Annotated in this window: 21 protein-coding genes; 10 read left to right on the plus strand and 11 right to left on the minus strand. The window is 71.2% G+C overall.

Annotated features, from left to right (window positions below; translation table 11 throughout):
• Window positions 1-1,419, minus strand: a complete 1,419-nt coding sequence (locus tag LB823_RS12415) for a wax ester/triacylglycerol synthase family O-acyltransferase (RefSeq protein WP_224647556.1) — start codon at window positions 1,417-1,419, stop codon at window positions 1-3.
• 180 nt (window positions 1,420-1,599) lie between these two features.
• On the opposite strand from LB823_RS12415, the gene LB823_RS12420 reads away from it, so the two are divergent.
• Window positions 1,600-2,919, plus strand: coding sequence for a PQQ-like beta-propeller repeat protein (locus tag LB823_RS12420; RefSeq protein ID WP_224647557.1), 1,320 nt, complete (start codon window positions 1,600-1,602; stop codon window positions 2,917-2,919).
• A gap of 46 nt (window positions 2,920-2,965) precedes the next feature.
• Here the strand turns inward: LB823_RS12420 and LB823_RS12425 are convergent, their stop codons facing one another.
• Both LB823_RS12425 and LB823_RS12430 read right to left on the minus strand, forming a co-directional pair.
• Window positions 2,966-3,334, minus strand: a complete 369-nt coding sequence (locus LB823_RS12425) for a type II toxin-antitoxin system death-on-curing family toxin (RefSeq protein WP_224647559.1) — start codon at window positions 3,332-3,334, stop codon at window positions 2,966-2,968.
• Entirely contained in the window at window positions 3,331-3,534 is a 204-nt protein-coding gene (locus LB823_RS12430; protein WP_224647562.1) for a CopG family transcriptional regulator, read from the minus strand. The genes LB823_RS12425 and LB823_RS12430 overlap by 4 nt, the downstream gene beginning before the upstream one ends.
• Before the next feature lie 125 nt (window positions 3,535-3,659).
• On the opposite strand from LB823_RS12430, the gene hemL reads away from it, so the two are divergent.
• From hemL to ccsB, 6 genes are read left to right on the plus strand one after another with little or no spacing between them, the layout of a single operon-like run.
• The gene (hemL, locus tag LB823_RS12435) at window positions 3,660-4,985 is read left to right on the plus strand and encodes a glutamate-1-semialdehyde 2,1-aminomutase (protein ID WP_224647564.1); all 1,326 of its coding nucleotides are present in this window, start codon (window positions 3,660-3,662) and stop codon (window positions 4,983-4,985) included.
• A gap of 9 nt (window positions 4,986-4,994) precedes the next feature.
• Window positions 4,995-5,624, plus strand: a complete 630-nt coding sequence (locus LB823_RS12440) for a histidine phosphatase family protein (RefSeq protein WP_224647565.1) — start codon at window positions 4,995-4,997, stop codon at window positions 5,622-5,624.
• Window positions 5,621-6,211 (plus strand): TlpA disulfide reductase family protein, encoded by a 591-nt coding sequence (locus LB823_RS12445; RefSeq protein ID WP_224647566.1) that lies wholly within the window; start codon window positions 5,621-5,623, stop codon window positions 6,209-6,211. Before LB823_RS12440 ends, LB823_RS12445 begins: the two co-directional genes overlap by 4 nt.
• A complete protein-coding gene (locus LB823_RS12450) occupies window positions 6,211-6,996 on the plus strand; it encodes a cytochrome c biogenesis CcdA family protein (RefSeq protein ID WP_224647567.1) in 786 nt (261 codons plus the stop codon). Before LB823_RS12445 ends, LB823_RS12450 begins: the two co-directional genes overlap by 1 nt.
• Complete coding sequence (locus LB823_RS12455) at window positions 6,996-8,588, plus strand: cytochrome c biogenesis protein ResB (RefSeq protein ID WP_224647568.1); 1,593 nt, start codon at window positions 6,996-6,998, stop codon at window positions 8,586-8,588. The genes LB823_RS12450 and LB823_RS12455 overlap by 1 nt, the downstream gene beginning before the upstream one ends.
• A 2-nt stretch (window positions 8,589-8,590) precedes the next feature.
• A complete protein-coding gene (gene ccsB / locus LB823_RS12460) occupies window positions 8,591-9,589 on the plus strand; it encodes a c-type cytochrome biogenesis protein CcsB (protein WP_224647610.1) in 999 nt (332 codons plus the stop codon).
• Between the two features lie 84 nt (window positions 9,590-9,673).
• Here the strand turns inward: ccsB and LB823_RS12465 are convergent, their stop codons facing one another.
• The gene (locus LB823_RS12465; protein ID WP_074850913.1) at window positions 9,674-9,835 is read right to left on the minus strand and encodes a BldC family transcriptional regulator; all 162 of its coding nucleotides are present in this window, start codon (window positions 9,833-9,835) and stop codon (window positions 9,674-9,676) included.
• 177 nt (window positions 9,836-10,012) lie between these two features.
• On the opposite strand from LB823_RS12465, the gene LB823_RS12470 reads away from it, so the two are divergent.
• The 3 genes from LB823_RS12470 to LB823_RS12480 all read left to right on the plus strand — a co-directional run bounded on the left by LB823_RS12470 (window position 10,013) and on the right by LB823_RS12480 (window position 12,316).
• Window positions 10,013-10,312 carry a DUF4229 domain-containing protein gene (locus LB823_RS12470; protein ID WP_224647569.1) on the plus strand — a complete coding sequence of 100 codons (300 nt, stop codon included), beginning with the start codon at window positions 10,013-10,015 and terminating at the stop codon, window positions 10,310-10,312.
• Window positions 10,309-11,409, plus strand: a complete 1,101-nt coding sequence (locus LB823_RS12475) for a PLP-dependent cysteine synthase family protein (protein ID WP_224647570.1) — start codon at window positions 10,309-10,311, stop codon at window positions 11,407-11,409. Before LB823_RS12470 ends, LB823_RS12475 begins: the two co-directional genes overlap by 4 nt.
• A gap of 349 nt (window positions 11,410-11,758) precedes the next feature.
• Window positions 11,759-12,316 carry a LysR family transcriptional regulator gene (locus tag LB823_RS12480; protein WP_224647571.1) on the plus strand — a complete coding sequence of 186 codons (558 nt, stop codon included), beginning with the start codon at window positions 11,759-11,761 and terminating at the stop codon, window positions 12,314-12,316.
• Between the two features lies 1 nt (window position 12,317).
• Here the strand turns inward: LB823_RS12480 and LB823_RS12485 are convergent, their stop codons facing one another.
• The 7 genes from LB823_RS12485 to LB823_RS12515 all read right to left on the minus strand — a co-directional run bounded on the left by LB823_RS12485 (window position 12,318) and on the right by LB823_RS12515 (window position 18,614).
• Entirely contained in the window at window positions 12,318-13,193 is an 876-nt protein-coding gene (locus LB823_RS12485) for a 1,4-dihydroxy-2-naphthoate polyprenyltransferase (RefSeq protein ID WP_224647572.1), read from the minus strand.
• A gap of 20 nt (window positions 13,194-13,213) precedes the next feature.
• Window positions 13,214-15,007, minus strand: coding sequence for an acyl-CoA dehydrogenase (locus LB823_RS12490; RefSeq protein WP_224647573.1), 1,794 nt, complete (start codon window positions 15,005-15,007; stop codon window positions 13,214-13,216).
• A 102-nt stretch (window positions 15,008-15,109) separates the two neighbouring features.
• Window positions 15,110-16,255: a DUF3089 domain-containing protein gene (locus LB823_RS12495; protein ID WP_224647574.1), complete on the minus strand. Its 1,146-nt coding sequence runs from the start codon at window positions 16,253-16,255 to the stop codon at window positions 15,110-15,112.
• A gap of 34 nt (window positions 16,256-16,289) precedes the next feature.
• Window positions 16,290-17,432, minus strand: a complete 1,143-nt coding sequence (menE, locus tag LB823_RS12500; RefSeq protein WP_224647575.1) for an o-succinylbenzoate--CoA ligase — start codon at window positions 17,430-17,432, stop codon at window positions 16,290-16,292.
• 9 nt (window positions 17,433-17,441) lie between these two features.
• A complete protein-coding gene (locus LB823_RS12505; protein ID WP_224647576.1) occupies window positions 17,442-17,843 on the minus strand; it encodes a DUF3349 domain-containing protein in 402 nt (133 codons plus the stop codon).
• A gap of 146 nt (window positions 17,844-17,989) precedes the next feature.
• Window positions 17,990-18,301, minus strand: a complete 312-nt coding sequence (locus LB823_RS12510) for a DUF3349 domain-containing protein (RefSeq protein WP_224647577.1) — start codon at window positions 18,299-18,301, stop codon at window positions 17,990-17,992.
• 10 nt (window positions 18,302-18,311) lie between these two features.
• Window positions 18,312-18,614 carry a hypothetical protein gene (locus tag LB823_RS12515; protein WP_224647578.1) on the minus strand — a complete coding sequence of 101 codons (303 nt, stop codon included), beginning with the start codon at window positions 18,612-18,614 and terminating at the stop codon, window positions 18,312-18,314.
• Between the last annotated feature and the right edge of the window lie 10 nt (window positions 18,615-18,624).

Genomic DNA, 18,624 nt, shown 5'->3' on the forward strand with positions numbered 1-18,624 from the left:
TCAGCCTTCCTCGGTGCCCGCCGCGTCGACGGCCGCGACCAGCGCCGCCATGTCGCGTTCGAAGGCGCGGACGATCGGCCACGGGTCGGGCACCTGCTTCTTGCAGGCGATCACACCGATGTTCAGTGTGCCCTCCTGCGAGAAGACCGTCACGTTGAGGCCCGCGCCGTGGAAGACGGGGCCCAGCGGGTACATCGAGTGGATCCGCGCGCCCAGGAAGTACAGCGGGATGTCGGGGCCCGGCACGTTGGAGATCACCAGGTTGTAGATCACGGGGTGCAGCTCGGGCAGGTTGTTGTCGCCGTAGAGCCGGGCGCCGAGCTGCATGATCGACGCCGGCGCGAACTGCGCCCAGGAGCGGAGCAGGTTGTCGTCCAGCTCGCCGTGGTGTTCCTTAGAGGTCGCGACCCGCTCGCGGATCGCCTCCAGCCGCGCGACGGGGGTGTCGACGTCCGTGGTCATCCGGGTGAACATGCCGGTGACCTTGTTGGTGCCCTCGGTGAGCGTCGCGCCGATCTCCGCCTCGTGCACCGAGACCGGGATCATCGCGACCAGCGGCTGCTCGGGGAGCTCGCCGCGGTCGTGCAGGAACTCGCGCATCGCGCCCGAGCAGGCCGCCAGCACCACGTCGTTGACCTTGACGCCGAAGTGGTCCTTGATCTTCTTCACGTCGGCCAGCGGCACGGAGGCGAAGGCGATCGCGCGGTGGCCGGTGATCGAGCTGTTGAGCGAGGTGCGCGGCGCGCTGAACGGGGCCGGCATGGCGGCGCCGCGGCGCGAGCGGGTCCACCAGCGCACGGGGACGGGCACGGTGCGCGGCAGCAGCGAGACCAGCGACAGCGGGCGGAGCAGGACGTTCTTCGCCCCGTCGGCGGCGAGGGCGAGCAGCGGCGCCCCGCCCGTCGACTTGTCCACCATCGCCGGGTCGAGCGCGGGCGGCTCGGGGGTCAGCGAGCACAGCTGGGCCATGAGGCCGGCGCCGGTCACCCCGTCGACGCCCGCGTGGTGCATGCGCATCATGATCGCGATCCGGCCGTCGGCCAGGCCCTCGATGACCCACATCTCCCACAGCGGCTTGCTGCGGTCCAGCGCCTGGCCGGCGATGTGCGCGCACAGGTCCGCGAGCTCCTGTTCGCCGCCCGGCGCGGGGACCGCGATGCGGTGCACGTGCGCCTCGATGTCGAAGGACTCGTCCTCCACCCACACGGGATGGTCCAGGTTGGCGACGGAGTCGTGCAGCTTGCGCCGGAACGCGGGCATGGCCGTGATCCGCCGCGCGAGCTCGCTGCGCAGGTCCTCGAACCGGTAGCCGCCCTCGACGGTGGCGGGGTCCAGCTCGAGCAGCCCGCTCACGTGCATGAGCTGGGACCGGGACTCCAGATACAGGAAGGAGGCGTCCAGTCCGCTGAGTCGTTCCATGGCTCTACTCCTACCGTGCGCGGCGCGGCCCCGGAAGTGGAACCTGTTCCACTATAGAAGTCCCGCGGCGCGCCGCGCACGCAGGCATGATGTCGGCAGGGGAGATCGAGGGCGAGGGGGCCGACGATGCTGCGACCGAGACGATCCGTACGACGGCGAGCGAGGCTGGGGGCGGTCGTCGTGCCGCTCGTCGTGGCCGTCGGGCTGACGGCGTGCTCCCGCCCTCCGGCGGAGGAACCACGGCAGCCGGTGCCGCCCGTGTCCGCGACCGCCGCGACCGTCTCGCTGGCCGCCGCTCCGGCCGCACCGAAGTGGAGTTACACGCCGCCGAACCCCGGGCCGGACCAGCGGCTGAGGGGACCGATCGCCGGCGACTCGCGGCACGTCCTGATGGCCAGGTTCGTCGATCCGGGTCGGCCCCGCGAGGCGTTCAAGCAGGTGGTCGACGTGGTCGATGCGACGACCGGCGTCGCGCGGCACGTCGTCGAGATCGGCTTCGACGTCGACAGCTGTTCGGTCGCGGGCAACGGACGGACGGCGCTGTGCGCCGAGCAGGACCTGGCCGGACGGTTCGCGGTGATCGACCTCGAGACCGGCGCCCTGACCCGGGTCGACGACGGGATCCAGGGCAGCTCCGTGGTCGACGCCACCGACGACACCTACCTCGTGGTCGGACTCCCCGCCGGGTCGGAGGCCGGGACGCGGGTGCGCGTGCTCGGCGCCGACGGCGGCACCGTCTGGGACGCCACGGTGCGCGGGGTCCAACTCCTCCCCGGGGCCGGCGTCGTGGCCACGCGCAGCGCTTCGGATTCCGGGCGGGCGACCGTCGAGGCCTACTCGCTCGACGACGGACGCAAGGTGCTGAGCCGGACGTTCGACGTGGCGCGGCCGACCGTCGCGGGGTACGCCGGCGGACTCGTGCTCGATGACGGCCGTCGGGCCGAGATCTACGACTCGCGGGGCCGCACGGTGGCCGCTGCGCCCGAGGGCTGGAGGGCGATGAGTAGCACCGCCCTGCTGGCCACCAGCAACGGACGGGTTCCATCGGTTCCCGTCCTCATCCACGCGGACCGGCCGGAGGTCGCCGCGTTCAGCCCGAACGACGGCGCCCAGCTGTGGAGCCGTGCGCTGCCCGATGCCGCGGACCGGTGCGGGCGGGCCGAGGGGGTGCAGGGCGTCGGCACGAAGGTGATCGTGAGCCTGCCCGTGCAGGACGCCGGGTCCTGCGCCGACCCGGCGGCGGCGAACGAGACCTTCGACGCCTATACCGGCGAACCCGGCCCGCGATTCCGGTTCGGCCCCAAGGACCAGGGCGTCGCCGTCGGTACCGACGGGACGCGCGTCGCCGTCGCGACGGGGTCCCTGCCGCGCACGCTGGCCGTGTGGGGACAGGGGCCGCAGCCGCTGTGGTCGCGCGAGTACCGCGACCGGTTCGGCGGCATGGTCTCGGTGCGTTCCTTCGGCGACGGGATCTACGCCGACACGCAGCGGGTCCTGTAGGTCGACCGGCCGTTCCGCGGCGAACGGCGAGGAAATCGCGTCCCGACTACGACGTGGTCCATGACGCCAGCAGGCGGGCACTGGCGTGGTAGTCGATACGGCCCTCGGCGATGCCGATGACGAGGTCGTAGGCGGGGTCCTCCGGGGCGTCCAGCGTCACGCCGTTGAGGCCGTAGAAGACGACCGTCGCGAGCCAGCCGAGCCGCTTGTTCCCGTCGATGAGCGGGTGGTTGCGGACGATCGACTCCATGAGTGCGGCGGCCTGCTCGTCGAGCGTCGGATACGCGTCGTCGCCGAAGACGGAGGTCTGCGGGCGCAGCGCCGCCGATTCCAGGAGGCCGTGATCCCGAACGCCGGGCAATCCGGCCTGGTCGATGATGGTGAGCAGGAGTTCCAGGTCGAGGTGGGCCGTCACTGCGCGAGCCGGTCGAGCAGCGGGCCGTAGCGCGCGACCGCGTCCCGCGTAAGGCGGCGGACCTCGGAGTCGCGGTCCAGGCGCGCGGACTTCTCGCGGATCGCGCGGAGAGCCGCTTCCTGCTTGTTCACCCCCTCCGCCGCGGCGAGTGCGGTGAGGGCGGCGTCGTCGTCGTCGGTGAGGCGGAGGGTCATGGCCATACCCCGACGATACGCGCGGTGGTATCGAAGTGGTATCGCCTTTCGGGCGGCCCAACGGGGCGGTTTCCGCTGAACTCCTACACCCTGTAGTTGACGAGTTGCGCTCGTTTGGGACACTGGAGGTCGTGAGTTCCCCCATCGCCCCCGGTAGCGACACAGCGGCCCCGGCCAGCGCGGCCCTCTTCGAGCGCGCGGCCCGCTCCATCCCCGGCGGGGTGAACTCCCCGGTGCGCGCCTTCTCGGCCGTCGGCGGCACCCCGCGGTTCATCGTCTCGGCCTCCGGTTCGCAGCTCGTGGACGCCGACGGCAACCGCTACGTCGACCTCGTCTCCAGCTGGGGACCGATGATCCTGGGCCACGCGCACCCCGCCGTCGTCGACGCCGTGGAGCGCGCCGCCACCACCGGCCTGAGCTTCGGCGCCCCCACCGAGGCCGAGATCGCGCTGGCCGAGGAGATCATCGCCCGCGTCGCCCCCGTCGAGCGGGTGCGCCTGGTCAACTCCGGCACCGAGGCCACCATGAGCGCCGTGCGCCTGGCCCGCGGCGTCACCGGCCGCGCCAAGATCATCAAGTTCGCCGGCTGCTACCACGGCCACGTCGACGCGCTGCTCGCCGACGCCGGCTCCGGCGTCGCCACGCTCGGCCTTCCCACCAGCCCCGGCGTGACGGGCGCGCAGGCGGCCGACACCGTCGTCCTGCCCTACAACGACCTCGCCGCCGTGCGCGAGGCCTTCGCGCAGTACCCCGGGCAGATCGCCGCCGTCATCACCGAGGCCGCCGCCGGCAACATGGGCGCCGTCCCGCCGCAGCCGGGCTTCAACGAGGGCCTGCGCGAGATCACCAGGGCCGACGGTGCCCTCCTCATCCTCGACGAGGTCATGACGGGCTTCCGCGTGAGCAAGGCCGGCTGGTACGGCCTCGATCCCGTGGACGCCGACCTGTTCACCTTCGGCAAGGTCATGTCGGGCGGGCTGCCCGCCGCGGCCTTCGGCGGCTCCGCCGACGTGATGGGCCACCTCGCGCCGCTCGGCCCCGTCTACCAGGCCGGCACGCTGTCCGGGAACCCCGTCGCCGTGGCCGCGGGCCTCGCGACGCTGCAGAACGCGACCGACGAGGTGTACGCCAAGCTCAACGCCAACTCGATCCGCCTCGGCGGGCTCATCGGCGACGCGCTCACCGCGGAGGGCGTGCGGCACCACGTCCAGTACGCGGGCAACCTGGTCTCGGTCTTCTTCACCGACGGGCCCGTCAAGGACTACGCGCAGGCCAAGGCCGCCGAGACCTTCCGCTTCGCGCCCTTCTTCCACGCCCTGCTCGAGCAGGGGATCTACCCGCCGCCCAGCGCCTTCGAGGCGTGGTTCGTCTCCGCCGCGCTCAGCGACGACGATTTCGCATCCATCGAGGCGGCGCTGCCCGCCGCCGCCCGCGCCGCCGCCGCGGCGACGCAGTAGGAGACCCAGATGACCCAGACGATCGTGCACGTCATGCGGCACGGCGAGGTGCACAACCCCGACGGCATCCTCTACGGCCGCCTCCCCGGGTTCCGCCTGTCCGAGAAGGGCCGGGCCCAGGCGCAGACGGTGGCCGACGCGCTCGCCGACCACGACATCACCGCCGTGTTCGCCTCGCCGCTGCAGCGCGCCCAGGAGACCGCGACCCCCATCGCCGCGTCGCACGGGCTGCGGATCATCACCGACGACGAGCTCATCGAGGCGGGTAACCAGTTCGAGGGCCTCAAGGTGGCCGTCGGCGACGGTGCCCTGCGCCAGCCCAAGCACTGGGCCAAGCTGCGCGATCCCTTCACCCCGTCGTGGGGCGAGCCCTACCTGCAGATCGCGCACCGCATGGTCGGCGTCGTCGACATCGCGCGCGACCGGGCCCGCGGCCACGAGGCCGTCCTGGTGAGCCACCAGCTGCCCGTCGTGACCCTGCGCCGCCACCTCGAGGGCAAGCGCCTCTGGCACGACCCGCGCAACCGGCAGTGCTCCCTCGCCTCCCTCACCAGCCTCGTCTACGACGGCGACGAGCTCGTTGACATCGTGTACTCCGAGCCGGCGGGCGCCACCGACCCGCTGGTGCGCGGCGCGTGAGGCTCGCCCGCCGCGCCGCCGCCCTCGTGGTCGCCGGCGCGGTCGCCTTCGGCGCGTCCGGCTGCGTCCAGCTCTCCGACCAGGCCGCCAAGGGCGGCGTGATCGCCCCCGGCGGCAAGGTCCGGCAGTTCTACGAGCCCGGGCAGCGCAGCACCGTCGAGAACCTGTCCGGGCGCAGCGTGACCGACCCGAACACCACGATCAAGCTCTCCGACTACGCCGGCAAGGTCGTCGTCATCAACGTCTGGGGCAGCTGGTGCGCCCCGTGCCGCCTCGAATCGCCCGAGCTCGAGCGCACCTTCGTCGCGACCAAGGACAAGGGCGTGCAGTTCCTCGGCATCAACGTGCGCGAGACCGCCGGCGACGACGCCGCCCGCGACTTCATCGGCTCGCAGGGCCTGACCTACCCGTCGATCTACGACCCGCCCGGTAAGACGCTGCTGGCCATCGGCGAGCAGTACCCGACCACCGTCGTGCCGATGACCTTCGTCCTCGACCGGCAGCACCGCGTGGCGGCGTCCTACCTGACCACCGTCGGCGAGAAGGAACTCACGGACACCATCGAGAAGGTGCTGGGGGAGGGCTGATGGGAGAGGCCTTCGCCACCGCGGCCGTCTCGGGCCCGCTGCTGCTCGCACTCGGCGCGTGCCTGCTCGCGGGGCTCGTCTCGTTCGCCTCGCCGTGCATCGTCCCGCTCGTGCCCGGCTACCTGTCGTACCTGGCCGGGCTCGTCGGGGCCGAGGCCCCGGCCGCCACCGTCGACGAGGCGAAGGCGGGCGTGCGCGCCGGGCGCTGGCGCGTCATGGGCGCCGCGATCCTGTTCGTCGCCGGGTTCACCGCCGTCTTCCTGCTGATGACGATGTCGGTCTTCGGGCTCGCCACGTCGATCCGGCTCAACGCCGACACCCTGATGCGGATCGGCGGCGTCGTCACCATCGTCATGGGCCTCGCCTTCATCGGCCTGGTCCCGATGCTCGAGCGCGACGTCCGGTTCGCGCCGCGGCAGTGGACCACCCTCGCGGGCGCGCCGCTACTCGGCGGCGTCTTCGCGCTCGGCTGGACGCCGTGCATCGGCCCGACGCTGGCGGGGATCCTGTCCATCGTCGTCGGCACCGACGCCGAGCCCGCCCGCGGCGCGATCCTCATCGTGGCCTACTGCGCGGGGCTCGGCCTGCCCTTCATCGTCCTGGCCCTCGGGTCGACGGTGGCCGTCCGCGCCGTCGGGTGGCTGCGCCGCAACTCGCGCCGCATCCAGATCTTCGGCGGCGTGCTGATGATCACCGTCGGCGTCGCGCTGGTCACCGGCTACTGGGCCGAGTTCATCGACCTCGTCCGCCGCCTCTTCGTCTCGAACACAGTGATGCCGATCTGATGAGTACCCCCGTCAAGCAGTCCCCGCCCCGCCGCGCCCTCGCCGCGGTCCGCAACACGTGGCGCTCGCTCACGTCGATGAAGACCGCGCTGGTCCTGCTGTTCCTGCTGGCCGTCGCCGCCATGCCCGGCGCGCTGCTGCCCCAGCGCGACGTCGACTCCGCCGCCACCGCGAAGTGGATCGACGACCACGGGACGCTCGGCGAGATCATGGACAAGCTGCAGTTCTTCGGCGTCTTCAAGTCGGTGTGGTTCACGTCGATCTACGCGCTGCTGTTCGTCTCGCTCGTCGGCTGCATCGTGCCGCGCTGCTTCGAGCACTTCCGCGCCCTGCGCACCCCGCCCGTCGCGACGCCGCGCAACCTGTCCCGGCTGCCGCGACACACCACCCGCGAGAGCGACCAGGACCCGGAGGCCGCCGCGCAGACGGTGCTCGCCGGCCTGCGCGGCTGGCGCAAGATCTCCCGCCCCGGCGGTGCGAACGAGGCCGAGGGCACCGTCACCGTCTCCGCCGAGAAGGGCTACCTCCGCGAGGCCGGCAACCTGGTCTTCCACATCTCGCTGGTGGGCATCCTCATCGCGATCGGCGTCGGCCAGCAGTTCTCCTACGAGGGCTCGCGCATCGTGATCGCGGGCGACGACGGCTTCTGCAACACCTCGTCGAACTACGACAACTTCCGCGCCGGCAACCTCGTCGACGGGACCGGGCTCGCGCCCTTCTGCCTCAAGGCCGACGAGGTGCAGGCCACCTTCCTGCCGAACGCGCAGCCCGACATGTTCCGCACGATCGCCTCCTACCAGGACGGCGAGGCGCTGCAGACCGAAACCTGGAAGAAGTACGACATCGAGGTGAACAAGCCGCTCCGGATGGACGGCGTGCGGGTCTACATGCTGGGCCACGGCTACGCCGGCACCTTCACCGTGACCTACCCGAACGGCGCCGTCCGCACGCAGACCATGCAGTTCGCGCCGCAGGACAAGATCAACTTCCTCTCCTCCGGCGCCCTGCGCTTCGACCCGCCGGCCGCGCTGTACCCCACCGAGGACGAGCGGCGCACCAAGCAGATCGGGATCGAGGGGCTGCTCGCCCCCACCAAGCAGCTCGACGGGACGCTGCTCACCTCGCGGTTCCCCGCGCCGAACGATCCGGCCGTCGCGATCGACATCTACCAGGGCGACACCGGCCTCGACACCGGCAAGCCGCAGAACATCTTCTCGCTCAGCCGCGATCAGATCGACTCCGGCCGGCTGTCGAAGAAGGCGCGCGTGAACCTGACCGTCGGGCAGTCGACCACGATCGAGGACGGCACCCAGGTGCGGTTCGACGGGGTCACGAACTTCGCGGCCCTGCAGGTCAGCCACAACCCGGCGCAGAACTGGACGCTGGTCTTCGCGATCGGGATGCTGGGCGGGCTCATCGTCTCGCTCACCGTGCGGCGCCGGCGGGTGTTCGTGCGGCTGACCCCGCGCGAGGGCGGCGGTACCGTGATGGAGATCGCCGGACTGGCCCGCACCGACGAGGCCGGATGGACCGAGGACTTCGAAGCACTGGCCGACCGCCTGGTCGGTCCCGACGGTGAGAAAGTGGCGTGACCATGGGAACCGAGACGAACGTCGACCTGGCGAACTTCGCCGACGTGCTGTTCACCAGCGCGACCGGGATCTACGCGCTCGCGCTGGTCCTGATGGTCATCGAGCTCGCCACGTCGCGCGTGGACGCGACGGCCGCGCGCGACCGCGAGCGCGAACTCGTCGCCGCGGGCGGCGGCCCGATCGCCACCGACTCCACCCCCGGGCGGGTCGTCGACGACGGTCCGCGTCGCACGAAGTCCGAGCGGATCGGCCGGATGGGCTACGCCCTGGTGGTCGCGGGCCTGCTCGTGCACGTCTCCTCGATCGTGCTGCGCGGCGTCGCCACGGGCCGCATGCCCTGGGGCAACATGTACGAGTTCATGTCCATCATGTGCGCGGGCGCGGTCCTGGCCTCGCTGGTGCTGCTGCGCAAGCCCGAGGCCCGTCCGATCCTCGGCTTCGTGCTGGTCCCGATCCTGATCTTCATGTTCGTCGCCGAGGGCGTGCTGTACACGACCGCCGGCCCCGTGGTGCCCTCGCTGAAGTCGTACTGGCTCGCGATCCACGTCTCGATCGTGTCGATCGGCGCCGGCATCTTCCTGGTCTCCGGCGTCGCCAGCCTGCTGTACCTGATCCGCCGCCGGTACGAGCTGCCCGACGGTTCCGTCTCCGTCACCTCCGGCGTCGGCGGCCGGCTGCTGCAGGCCATCCCGTCCACGCAGGTGCTCGACCGCGTGGCGTACGGCACCGTGATCGTCGCCTTCCCGCTGTTCAGCGCGGGCGTGATCTGCGGCGCTGTCTGGGCCGAGGCGGCGTGGGGCCGACCGTGGGGGTGGGACCCGAAGGAGACCACCTCGTTCATCGCGTGGGTCCTCTACGCGGCGTACCTGCACGCGCGGGCGACGTCGGTGTGGCGCAAGGCCGCGCCCTACCTGAACATCCTCGGCTTCGCCGTGATCGTCTTCAACCTGTTCATCATCAACTACTTCGCGACGGGCAGCCTGCACTCCTACGCCGGCTGAGTCCGCGCCGGGTACCCGCGTACGACAAGGGCGCCGCCCCGCCGAGGATCTCGGTGGAGCGGCGCCCTTCGTCGTGTGCGGGGGCTACGCCGTGGTGTTCTGGTTCAACAGAGCAAAGACTTCCGATGCGCGGAAGCGACGGTGCCCGCCGGGCGTGCGGACGGAGCCGAGAAGGCCCGCACCGGCCCATCGGGTGACCGTTTTGGGGTTCACGTTGAACAGCGCGGCCACCTGGCCTGGGGTCATGAGTCGCTCGGGCTGACGGGGAGCAGCGGCCCGGGGGTCCGCTGCGCGCTGGGCGAGGTTCGGGTGTGCCGTGGTCATGATGCCCAGTATGCAGCGATTTGCCCGAGTACTCGAACCTCTATCCGAGTGCCAAGAATTGGTAAAGTCGTATTTCGGACGGGGAGTAAGCTCTTGGTCATGACCGATACGGGTACGGCCAAGCGGGCGCTGGCACGCGACATCTTTTTCTATACGCTGTTCCGCCTGGGGCTCGTCGTCGTCGTCTTCGCGGTGCTCTACGGGCTCGGCATGCTGTTCCTCGACGAGGTGCCGCCCGTTCCCGTGTTCCTGTTCGCGCTCGTGGTGTCCCTGCCGCTGTCGATGGTGCTCGGCAAGAAGCTGCGTACCCGGGTGAACGAGAGCGCCGCCGTGATCGACGAGGCGCGCAAGGAGAAGCGCGACGACTTCCGGCGGCGGCTGCAGGGCGTGGACGAGTGACGACCGTCGTTCACGACCGGTCCGCGGACCGGTCCTGGGTCGACAACGCCGTCCGGCTGATCGAGGCCGACGCGCGCCGCAGCGCCGACACCCACCTGCTGCGCTTCCCGCTGGAGGAGTGGGCGCGGGGCGCGGGGATCGACCTGTACCTCAAGGACGAGACCACGCACATCACGGGCAGCCTGAAGCACCGTCTGGCCCGATCCCTGTTCCTGTACTCCCTGTGCAACGGGTGGGTGCGCGAGGGCACGACGGTGATCGAGGCCTCGTCGGGCTCGACGGCGGTGTCCGAGGCGTACTTCGCGAAGCTGCTGGGCCTGCCGTTCATCGCCGTGATGACGAAGTCGACGTCGCCGGCGAAGGTGGCGCTGATCGAGCGCGAGGGCGGCACGTGCCACTTCGTGGACCGCGCCGACGAGGTGTACACCGAGGCCGCGCGGCTCGCGCACGAGCGCGGCGGGCACTACATGGACCAGTTCACCCACGCCGAGTGCGCGACGGACTGGCGGGGCAACAACAACATCGCCGAGTCGATCTTCTCGCAGCTCTCCCTCGAGGATCACCCGGAGCCGGCGTGGATCGTGGTCGGCGCGGGCACCGGCGGCACGTCGGCGACCATCGGCCGCTACATCCGCTACCGCCGGCACGCGACCCGCCTCTGCGTCGTGGACCCGGAGAACTCCAGCTTCCTGCCCGGCTACGTCGCCGGCGACTGCACGGTGCAGACGGGGCAGTCCTCCCGCATCGAGGGCATCGGCCGCCCGCGCGTGGAACCCTCGTTCATCCCGGAGATCGTCGATCGCATGGTGGGCGTGCCCGACGCCGGCTCGATCGCCGCGGCGCGGATCGCCTCGTCGATGCTCGGCCGCCGCGTGGGCGGCTCCACCGGCACCAACCTCTGGGGCGCCTTCGGCGTGATCGCCGAGATGCTGCAGGCCGGCCGGTCCGGCAGCGTCGTCACCCTCCTCGCCGACGACGGTGACCGCTACCTCGACACCTACTTCGACGACGCCTGGGTGCAGTCCCGCGGCTTCGACCTCATCCCGCCCACGCTCACCGTCGAGCGCTTCCTGGCCGACGGGTCCTGGCGGGAGTAGTGCCGGCCGCGCCTGAAATCGGTCGGTAGCGATGCGCGCGAGGGATGCGCTGCACGCATCACCCTGTTTTCCCAGGTCAAAAGGGTGTTTATCAGGGTGGTGATGCGCGGAACGCATCGCCGCTCGTTCCGGGCGTCGCGTCCGCGGCGCGGCGACGTCGCGATGTTCCGACAGAGCGAACAAGGGTGATGCGCCTCGTGCATCACCCACCAGAAAAAGTATCCTTGACCTGCGGGTATCCGTGATGCGCGTGGCGCATCGCGGATGTGAAGAACCACGCCGGGTCCGGACGATGAGGTCGGCCCTCGGCCGTCGATTTTCTGTCAGGGGTGGGAGTTACCGTCCCGACATGTCCGATATCGAACGACTCAGACTGGTGGCGGCCGTGGCCGGCACGCACAGCATGCACGAGGCGGCGCGGGCGCACGGCGTGGCGCAATCGACCGTGACGAGGGCGGTCGCCGCGACGGAGCAGATGGTCGGCATGCAGCTCTTCCGGCGGGGCACGTCGGGCGCGCAGCTCGCCGCCGGCGCCCGGACCGCGATCACCCTCATCGAGCGGATCGTCGCCGCGTACGACGAACTCGCTGCCCTCGGTGGCGGTGCCGCTGCGGCGGGCCTCAGGTTCGTCCACCGCCAGGGCGTCCCGATTCCGGACCGCCTCGACGGCGCGATCGTCCGCTGGAACCGGGCCGAATCCGTCCGCGCCGAACTGGTCCTCGACGACGATCCGCTCGGAGCGGTGCGCGCGGGCCGGGCCGAGTTCGCCGTCGAGCGATTCGATCGGCAGGAGAAGCACGATCTCGAGGGCGAGGTCATCCGACTCACCCGGTTGGACCGTGTGGAGCTGCTCAATCGGCCGGCCCCGTCGGACACCGTGCGGGCCTTCCTGACGTTCCTCGGCTGAGCTACGCGCCCAGGAACAGCCCGACCGCGGCGCCGATGGACCAGACGAGCATCGCCAGGCCGGTCTGGGCGAGCGCGGGAATGAGCGCGGGGCCCTGGCCGCCGCGGGTCACGGGCAGCGCGGCGCGGACGGCGAGCGGAGCGGAGGCGAGGGAGAGGAGTGCCCACGGGGTGGCGACGGCGGCGAGGGCGAGGCCCAGCACGGTCGGGACGGCGACGAGGACCGAGAACAGGACGCGGGTGCGGGAGTCGCCGAGGCGGACGGCGAGGGTGATCTTGCCGGACTCGCGGTCGGTGGGGATGTCGCGCAGGTTGTTGGCGACGAGCACCGCCGAGCTGTACGAGCCCACCGCGCACGCGGCGAGCACACCGGCCGCGTCGATCCGCCCGGCCTGCACGAACTCGGTACCCAGCACCGCGACCAGGCCGAAGAACACGAACACCGCGATCTCGCCGAAGCCGAGGTAGCCGTAGGGCTTCTTCCCGCCGGTGTAGAACCACGCCCCGGCCACGCACGCCAGGCCCACGAGGATCAGCCACGGCGCCGAGGTCAGCGACAGCACCACGCCGGCGACCCCGCCGACGCCGAAGCACGCGAACGCCGCGCGCTTCACGGCGGCGGGGGAGGCCAGCCCGGACCCGACGAGCCGCAGCGGGCCGACGCGCTCGTCGTCGGTGCCGCGGATGCCGTCGGAGTAGTCGTTAGCGAAGTTCACGCCGAGGATCAGCGACAGCGAGACCACCAGCGCCAGGAGCGCCTTCCACCAGACCGCCTCGCCGAGGAAGCCCGCCGCCCCCGTACCCGCGATCACCGGGGCGATCGCGTTCGGGAGCGTGCGGGGGCGGGCCCCTTCGAGCCACTGCGCTGCGGTTGCCATGCGCCCAGCCTATGCAGTCGCTACAGGACCGAGGTGTCCAGGTCGAGCGTCGTGCGGTCGAGCTTCGCCAGCAGGTCGAACTCGGTGTACGCCTTGGGCAGCTCGTACACGAAGAAGTACTGCGTGGCCGCCCGCTTGCCGCGGTAGAAGGCCTCGTCCTTGGCCGTGCCGTCCTCGGCGTACGTCGCGAGCGCCTGGTCCAGCCACAGCCACGCCACCACGACGTGGCCGAGGCCGTCGAGGTAGGAGGTGGCGTTCGCCAGCGACAGCGCGGGGTCGCCCGTGCCGCCGAGAACCATCGTGATCTCGACCGCGCGCTGGGCGGCGGCCCGCAGTGCGGCGGCGTGCGGCGCGAGCTCCTCGACCTTGTCGGCGCGCGCGGCCGTCGCCTCGAACCGGCCCAGCAGCGCCCCGAAGGCGGCGCCGCCGTGCTGCGGCACCTTGCGGCCGAGCAGGTCCAGGCCGTGGATCGCCTTGGCGCCCTCGTGGATCGCGTTGAGCCGGTTGTCCCGGTAGAGCTGCTCGACGTTGAACTCGCGCGTGTAGCCGTAGCCGCCGTGGATCTGGATGGCGTAGTCGTTGGCCTTCGTGGCCCACTCGCTCGGCCAGCTCTTGATCATCGGGGTGAGGAAGTCGAGCAGCTGCCCGGCGGCGGTCCGCTCCTCCTCCGACGGTGCGGTGTTCGCGTCGTCGACGAGGCGCGCCCCGAACAGGGCGAGCGCCAGCCCGCCCTCGACGTAGCTCTTCTGCGCGAGCAGCATCCGGCGCACGTCGGGGTGCTCGATGATCGGGACCTGCGGCCCCGTCGGGGCGGTGACGGGCCGGCCCTGGACGCGGGTCTTGGCGTACTCGAGCGACTGCAGGTAGCCGGTGTAGCCGATCGACGACGACGCCAGGCCCACGGCCACGCGCGCCTCGTTCATCATCTGGAACATCTGCACGAGGCCGCGGTTCTCGGTGCCCACCAGGTAGCCGGTGGCCCCGTCGAGCGAGAGCAGGCAGTTGGTGGTGCCCTTGTTGCCCATCTTGTGGTTCAGGCTCACCAGGGTGACGGCGTTGCGCTCGCCGACGGACGCGTCGTCGTTCACCAGGTACTTCGGCACGATGAACAGCGAGATGCCCTTGACGCCGTCCGGCGCCCCCGGGACCTTCGCGAGCACCAGGTGCACGATGTTCTCGGACATCTCGTGGTCGCCGCCGGTGATCCACATCTTGGTGCCGGTGATGGCGTAGCTGCCGTCGTCGCGGGGCTCGGCCTTGGCGCTGATGTCGGCGAGCGCGGAGCCGGCGTCGGGCTCCGAGAGGCACATGGTGCCGGTGAACCGGCCCTCGATCATCGGCTCGAGGAAGAGTCGCTTCTGCTCGTCGGTGCCGAAGGAGCGGATCACGTTGCCGTTGCCCAGGGTCAGGCCCGAGTAGACGGTGGTCGACACGTTCGCGGCCTGCATCCATGCGAACGCGGCCTTGCTGATCAGCGAGGGCAGGCCGATGCCGCCCTCCTCGGCGGGCAGCTCGGCGAAGGTGAAGCCGGCCTCGTTGATCGCGTCGAGCCCGGCCTTGGTCGCGGGCAGCGTCTTCGCGGTGCCGTCGGGCTGGATCGTCGGCTCGTTGGCGTCCGCGTCCTTGTAGTGGTTGGACAGCTTCTGCACGGCGATGTCGGCGGCCAGGTCGAGCGCGGCGTCGAAGGTCTCCTTCGAGTGCTCCGCGAAGGCGTCGCGCTTGGTCAGCTCCTCCGCGTTCAGCCACTCGTAGAGCAGGAAGTCGACGTCGCGGGGGTTGAGCAGCGGGGTCTGCGCTGCGATGTTCTGCTTCACGGTTCTCCGATCGGGCTGGTACTGCGGAGCGATCTTACTCGGCGGTAACCTTACCCGAAATTCCTTCAACCGTGAATATTTGTGACGTCGGTCAACCTCTGATCATCGCGCGCGCCACGCCGCCGACTGCTGTGCCGCGATCGAGACCAGGCGGTCCAGGCCGAAGTTCACGTCCAGCAGGTGCGTGCCCATCAGCGGCAGCTCGTTGAGTGGCTGGGGCACCGTCAGCCGGATCCGGTACATGCTGTGCCGGTTGACCTCCGAGCAGCTCCCCACGCCGCGGCTCCTGCTCACCGTCCAGGTGCTGGCCGACGTGGGCAGCGCCTCGGGGAAGGTCGTGTAGTCCATGAGCACGGAGATGATCCCGAAGGCGTAGCGCTCGCTCGGCACCGTCACGCCGACGGGGCTCCAGTCGCCGGAGAGTGGGCCGGGGTCGGTGCAGGCGATGTGCTTGCCCGCGCCGACCGGGAGTTCCATCGTCTGGGAGAGGAGGTCGAGGTCGGTGTTGCCGAACATCGAGATCACGGGCGCGGCGGTGTCCGTGGAGTAGGCGACCGCGCAACCGAACTCCCCGCGGCGGGTGCACAGCGGGACGTTCTGGAAGTCGCCGCCGGTGGTGCGGCCCGCGGCGGTGGTCACGTTGCCGCCCATGAGGAAGGCGCCGACGAGGCGGTTCCGGACGGCGGCGTTGCCGTCGATCTCCTCGCGGATCAGCTTGCGCAGCATCATCGTTCCCTGTGAATGCCCGATGAGGACCACGCCGCGGCCGCCGTTGTCGCGCGCCAGGTACTCGCGCCAGGCCGTCCGCACGGACTCGTACGCGGTGTCGACGACCGGCTTCAGGTGCATCAGCATCGTGGGTGCGAGGCCCGTGAGGGTGATCTGCGGGTAGACCGGCGCGAAGACGCGGCACATCGACCCGAACCGCGCCGCCTGGAACCGGGCGATCGAGTCGACCTCGGGCATGCGCACGGGGTTGGCGTTGAGCGCGACCTGGTTCGTCACCGTCGGATAGACGTAGAAGCAGTCGACCGCCTTCTCGGCGTCGGTCACCTTCCGGGCCGGGGTCGTCTTCCCGGTGCCGAGGTCGGTGGTGTCGGTGGGGAGGGTGCACGGGTTCGCGGTGCCGGGCCGGCACATCCACGTCGTCGACGGTGCGCCCTGGGCCGCGCCCGCCGCCAGGCCCGCGCCGAGCGCGAGAGTCGCCGATACCGCTGCCAGTCGCCGGAGGGCGCGCCGAAGGATCATGCGCAGACCATATACCGAGAGTTTTGAAATTCTCTCAGTATTTCGAGAATCGGTCGACGAGCGCGCACCGGTCGACCTTGCCCGGCCCGCGACGGGGCAGCTCGTCGACGAGGTACAGCGCCCGCGGCGCCGCCGTCCGGTCCAGCTCGGCCTCGACGGCCGCGCGCAGCAGCTCGACGGTGACCTCCGCGCCCGGTCCCGGCACGACCGCCGCGGCCACCCGCTGGCCGAGCCGCGGATCGGGCTGCGCGAAGACGGCGACCTCGGCGACGCCGGGCACCCGCGCCAGGACGGCCTCGACGACCTGGGGGAGGACCGTCAGGCCGCCGGTGGAGATGGCCTCGTCGAGCCGGCCCGTGACGGCGAGGACGCCGTCCGTGAGCGTCCCGGCGTCGTCCGTGCGGAACCAGCCGGGATCGGCGAAGGCGGGGTGCTCGGGCAGGTTCCGGTAGCCGAGGGCCACCGTCGGGCCGCCGAGCACGACGCGCGATTCCGGGCCGTCCAGGCGGATCTCGACGCCCGGCAGGGGCGCACCGTCGTACACGCAGCCCCCGGCCGTCTCGCTCATGCCGTACGTGCGGACCATGCGGATGCCGGCGGCGAGCGCCGCCTCGCGGACGGGGGCGGGGCAGGCGGCGCCGCCGATGAGCACCCCGTCGAACCGGGCCAGGGCCTCCGTGGCGGACGGGTCGGCGAGGACCTTGACCAGCTGGGTCGGGACCAGGGAGACGTATCGACGGTCCGCCGTCATCGTGGCGTGGGCGGGGCCGAGGGCGGCGGGGTCGAAGCCCGCGCGCACGTCGAGCTGGGCGGGCGCGTGGCCGGCGGCGAGGGAGCGCAGCATCACCTGCACGCCCGCGACGTGGTGCGGCGGCATCGCGAGCAGCCACTGCCCGGGCCCGCCGAGCCGCGCGTGCGTGCCCGCGGCGCTGGCGGCGAGGGCCTCGCGGGTGAGCATGGCGCCCTTGGGCGTGCCCGTGGTGCCGGACGTCGCGACCACGAGGGCGACGCGCTCGTCGATCGGGGACCCGGCGGCGAGCGCGTCCGTGAGCCGGGCGGCCTCGCGCGGATCGTGCGCGGGCACGGGCAGCCACGCGGGCGCCGTGCCCTCCAGGAGGGCGGTGAGCCGCGGCAGGGCGGATTCGACGGTGTCGATCGGCAGCGGCTCGAGGTTCACGGGTCGAGGCTACTGCGCGGGGTCCGGCCGGCCCGGCGCGTCCGGGTCGTCGGGGCCGTGCCCGTTCCGAGGGCAGCCCTCCGGGTTGAGCGGGGCGTCGTCGAAGGGCCAGCCCTTGCGCTCGAGGCGCTCGCGGACGCGGGTGATGTCCTTCTCCAGCGGCATCTCGTGGGTGTGGCCGCTGATGGCGACGCCCGCGTCGACGCGGGTGATGGGCTCGAGCCCCTCGGGGGAGAGGTGCGCGTCGTCGATCAGCTCGCGCGTGACCTCCCGCAGCTCCTCCTTCGTCAGCTGCCGGTCGAGCAGCGCGAGGAGCGGCTGGTAGTCGGTGTTGGGCACGCCGTCGGGATAGCCGGCGCGCAGCCAGTCGACGATCCTGGCCAGGAAGCCCGGACTCGGACTCGAACTCATGAAGACCCCACCTCCGGTGCGAGGGTGCGCCCTGGGGCGCGGTTGTGCTGCCGATACGGATACCGATACGGGAACGGCCCCCTATCTGAACTCCAGAATAGGGGGCCGCTCGCGGCTCGGGTGAGCGACAGCGAAGAGAACGTGTTTCAGCTGGCGAAACCGGTGAGCGGCCAGCCGCCGGCGGCCAGCTTGCTCGCGACGTGGCGCAGGTCCTCGTCGCTGGGCTCGGCCTGCGTCACCTTGGTGATCGCGGCCTCGATCTCGTCCTTGTGGACCTCGTCGGGGCGCTGGGCCAGGATACGGCCGATCACCGCGTCGACCTCGGTCTCCGACAGCTGCTTGGTGAGCAGCGCGAGCAGAGGGAAGTAGTCCTTCGGCGGCACGCCCTCGGGGTAACCGGCGCGGAGCCAGTCGAGGACCTGCTGGAGGACGCTGTCCTGGGAGTTCTCGGTGGTCATGCGGTCGCCCCTACTTCTTCTTCTCGAACCACGGGTAGATGTTGTCGAACGTGAGCTCGTACTTGAAGCCCGAGGCCACGATCATCGAGACGCCGAGCACGACCGCGACGATGACGATGAGGAAGGCGATCGCGGCGAGCGCGTTGCCCATCGGATTGGGCTTGTGGACGCTGCCGTCCTCCCGCTCGTGGCCGTTGCCGATCGCGAGGCCGCGGACCCCCACAGCGAAGAGGGCGGGCAGACCGGCGCCGAGGATGAGGCCCACGAGGAGGACCTTCCACACAGCGTCGAGGGCGAGGGAAATCGTATGCATGCTCTGGTCC

It is taken from the genome of Tsukamurella sp. M9C (genome assembly GCF_020169415.1).
Taxonomy (GTDB): Bacteria; Actinomycetota; Actinomycetes; order Mycobacteriales; family Mycobacteriaceae; genus Tsukamurella.